A 3,866-nucleotide genomic window follows, 5' to 3' on the forward strand; every position below is an offset into this window, starting at 1 on the left:
ATCGATCTTGGCGATGACTTCATCGGCCGTCACGGTGTCGCCGTCGTTCTTGACGATCTGCGACAGCACGCCCGCGGACGGTGCCGGCACTTCGAGCACGACCTTGTCGGTCTCGATTTCGATCAGGATTTCGTCCTGCGCGACCGCTTCGCCGGGCTTCTTCTTCCAGTTCAGCAGGGTCGCCTCGGCGACGGATTCGGACAGTTGCGGGACCTTGACGTCAACAATGGCCATGGTGTGAGTTTCCTCGGTAAATGCGTGTATGCAGCGGTATTCGGGGCGAACCGGCGCAGTCGTGGCGGATGCGGGCGACTGGCGCGCGATTCGATGCGTTCGATGCGATGCGTCGGGGATTGCAGGGGCGCAAGTGCGAGCACGGCGGCAAGCGCAGCGCGGCAGGGCCCGCCAACCGGCGCGCCCTGCCCGCACTGGCGCTTACTTGCTCAGCACGAAGCCCTTGAGCTTGGAGAACGCCGCGTCCAGCAGCGCCTTCTGTTGCTCGTTGTGCTTGGCGTAGTAGCCCACGGCCGGCGAAGCCGACGCCGGACGGCCGGCGTAGCCCAGCTTCTGCCCTTCCGTCATGTTCTCCATGATGTAGTGCTGGACGAAGAACCAGGCGCCCTGGTTCTGCGGCTCGTCCTGGCACCACACGATCTCGGTGGCGTTCGGATACTTCTTCAGTTCGGCGGCCACCGCCTTGTGCGGGAACGGATAGAGCTGCTCGAGGCGGATGACGGCGACATCGCTGGCGCCCCGCTCCTTGCGCGTCGCGACCAGGTCGTAATAGACCTTGCCCGAGCACATGATCACGCGCTTGACCTTGCTGGCGTTCAGTTCTTCCTGCTCGCCGATCACGGTCTCGAAATGGCCCTTGGCCAGATCCGACAGCGGCGACACCGCGTCCTTGTTACGCAGCAGCGACTTCGGCGTCATGATGACCAGCGGCTTGCGGAACAGCCGGATCATCTGGCGGCGCAGCAGGTGGAAGATCTGCGCCGGCGTGGTCGGCTGGCAGACCTGCATATTGTGGTCCGCGCACAGCTGCAGGAAGCGCTCGATGCGCGCCGAGCTGTGTTCCGGACCCTGGCCTTCGTAGCCGTGCGGCAGCATCAGCGTCAGGCCCGAGGCGCGGCCCCACTTGACTTCGCCCGACGAGATGAACTGGTCGATCACGACCTGCGCGCCGTTGACGAAGTCGCCGAACTGGGCTTCCCAGATCACCAGCGCGTTCGGCTCGGCGGTCGAGTAGCCGTATTCGAAGCCCAGCACCGCTTCCTCGGACAGCACCGAGTCGATCACGGTGAACGGAGCCTGGCCTTCCGACACGTTCTGCAGCGGCACGTACGAGCCCGCATCCCAGCGCTCGCGGTTCTGGTCATGCAGCACGGCGTGGCGGTGCGTGAAGGTACCGCGGCCGGCGTCCTGGCCGGTGATGCGCACCGGATAGCCCGAGGCCACCAGCGAGGCGAAGGCCAGGTGCTCGCCCATGCCCCAGTCCAGCGGCTGGTCGCCGCGGCCCATGTTGGCGCGGTCCTTGATCACCTTCTCGACCAGCGGATGCAGCTTGAACTGTTCCGGGATCGTCGTGATCCGCTCGGCCAGGCGCTTCAGTTCGGTCACCGGCACGGCGGTGTCGGCGGCGTCGGTCCACTTGCGGTTCAGGAACGGCATCCAGTCGACGGCGAACTTGTTCTTGAAGTTCGACAGCACCGGGTCGACCGTGTGCTTGCCGGCGTCCATCGCGGCGCGGTAGGCCTTGACCAGCTCGTCGCCGAAGTCGGCCGGCACCACGTTCTGCGTGGCCAGCTTGTCGGCGTAGACCTTGCGCGTGCCCGGATGCTGCGAGATCTTCTTGTACATCAGCGGCTGCGTGACCGCCGGGGTGTCCTGCTCGTTGTGGCCCAGCTTGCGGAAGCAGATGATGTCGACGACGACATCCTTCTTGAACTCCATGCGGTAGTCCACCGCCAGCTGCATCGCGAACACGACGGCCTCGGGATCGTCGCCGTTCACGTGCAGCACCGGCGCTTCGATCATCTTGACCACGTCGGTACAGTACAGCGTCGAACGGGCGTCGCGCGGGTCCGAGGTGGTGAAGCCGATCTGGTTGTTGATCACGATGTGCATCGTGCCGCCGGTACCGTAGCCGCGGGTCTGGGCCAGGTTCAGCGTTTCCATCACGACGCCCTGGCCGGCGAAGGCCGCGTCGCCGTGCACCTGCACCGGCAGCACCTCGCGATGGCCGGCTTCGCCGCGGCGCTCCTGGCGCGCCTTGGCCGAACCCTCGACCACCGGGTTGACGATTTCCAGGTGCGACGGGTTGAAGGCGAGCGACAGGTGGACCGGGCCGCCTTCGGTCGACACATCGCTGGAGAAGCCCTTGTGGTACTTGACGTCGCCTGCCGGCAGATCGTCGACGTGCTTGCCTTCGAATTCGGCGAACAGGTCGGCGGGCATCTTGCCCAGCGTGTTGACCAGCACGTTCAGGCGGCCACGGTGGGCCATGCCGATGACGATTTCCTGCACGCCCTGCTTGCCGGCGCGCTGGATCAGCTCGTCCATCGCGGCGATGAAGCTCTCGCCGCCTTCCAGCGAGAAGCGCTTCTGGCCGACGTACTTGGTATGCAGGAAGCGCTCGAGGCCTTCGGCGGCGGTCAGGCGCTCGAGGATGTGCTTCTTCTTCTCGGCCGTGAACACCGGACGGGCGCGCGTCGATTCGAGGCGCTCCTGCCACCAGCGCTTCTGCGCCTGGTCGCTGATGTACATGAATTCGGCGCCGATGCTGCTGCAATACGTCTCGCGCAGGTTCTGCAGCAGCTCGCGCAGGCTCATCGACTCCTTGCCGAAATAGGTATTGCTGGCATTGAAGACGATGTCGAGGTCGGCCTCGGAGAAGCCGTAAAAGGCGGGATCCAGATCCGGCAGGGGCGGACGCTCCTGGCGCTTGAGCGGATCGAGGTCGGCCCAGTGCGAACCGATGTTGCGGTAGGCGGCGATCAGCTGGGTCGCGGCGACGCGCTTGCGGCCCATGTCGGCATCGGCCGAGGCGACGATGGTGCGGATCGGGCCCTGCTTGGCGCGCTCGGCAAACGAGGCGACGATCGGGGCGTGGGGAATGTCTCGGGAGGCGGTGCCGTTCGCGGCCGGCACGTTCTGCATCGCGTCGAAGTACGCGCGCCAGTTGTCGGGGACGGAGGCGGGATTCTGGAGGTAGGCTTCGTACAGCTCTTCCACGTACGGCGCGTTGCCGCCGAAGAGGTACGAATTGCTCTGATACTGCTGCATCATGGGGCGCTCACTATTCTTCGGGTATGCCGAAGTTAAGCGGGTTTATCAACCTTCCGCGACACGGCTTGACCGGTTAGCGGATTGCAAACAACTCTTGGAGGCCCCTAAGCAAACGGCACCACTGGGGTGCCGGCGCGCAGAAGCCCGGAAGGGCAAGTTGTGCGGGGAAGGACCTAAGTCTTCACTGCGCGTAAGAATAGCACGTTTGCGCAAACGTCCACCGCTCTTTTCCTGTAGTGCAACACCGATCCAACGATTTCCCGCGGTATTGCGCGCCTTGCCGGTTTTCCGGGCCGAAAACCCCGTCTGGAACAGGGAATGGCTGTTGCGAAATCCCCTCGCTTTCTTTCAGCCGGCTTTCATTCCTGATTCACCCCGGCTTTTATTTCCGTGCTGCGGCGCAATAAGGTCGACCGCGTCGGTAATCACCGCGTCGACGCCCCAGGCCAGCAAAGCCGTGGCCCGGTCAGGGTCGTTGACGGTATAGCAGGCGACCCGATAACCGGCCTGATGCGCCTCTTCAATCACGTCTTGGTCCAGTTCCCGGTGATTGGCATCCAGCGCGACGCAGCCCAGCC

Annotated in this window: 3 protein-coding genes; all 3 read right to left on the reverse strand. The window is 64.6% G+C overall.

What is annotated here, in order from left to right:
* On the reverse strand, positions 1–234 hold a 234-nt coding region (locus tag B551_RS15110; RefSeq protein WP_043439994.1), incomplete at its 3' end, for a biotin/lipoyl-containing protein.
* Between the two features lie 201 nt (positions 235–435).
* A complete protein-coding gene (locus B551_RS15115) occupies positions 436–3,288 on the reverse strand; it encodes a 2-oxoglutarate dehydrogenase E1 component (protein WP_006578969.1) in 2,853 nt (950 codons plus the stop codon).
* A 348-nt stretch (positions 3,289–3,636) separates the two neighbouring features.
* On the reverse strand, positions 3,637–3,866 hold a 230-nt coding region (locus B551_RS25640; protein WP_305728442.1), incomplete at its 5' end, for a glycerophosphodiester phosphodiesterase family protein.

The organism is Cupriavidus sp. HPC(L) (assembly GCF_000307735.3).
Classification (GTDB): domain Bacteria; phylum Pseudomonadota; class Gammaproteobacteria; order Burkholderiales; family Burkholderiaceae; genus Cupriavidus.

Excerpts from the sequence above, each read along its gene's own strand:
- B551_RS15115 (WP_006578969.1), bottom strand. The coding sequence starts at position 3,288 with ATGATGCAGCAGTATCAGAGCAATTCGTACCTCTTCGGCGGCAACGCG.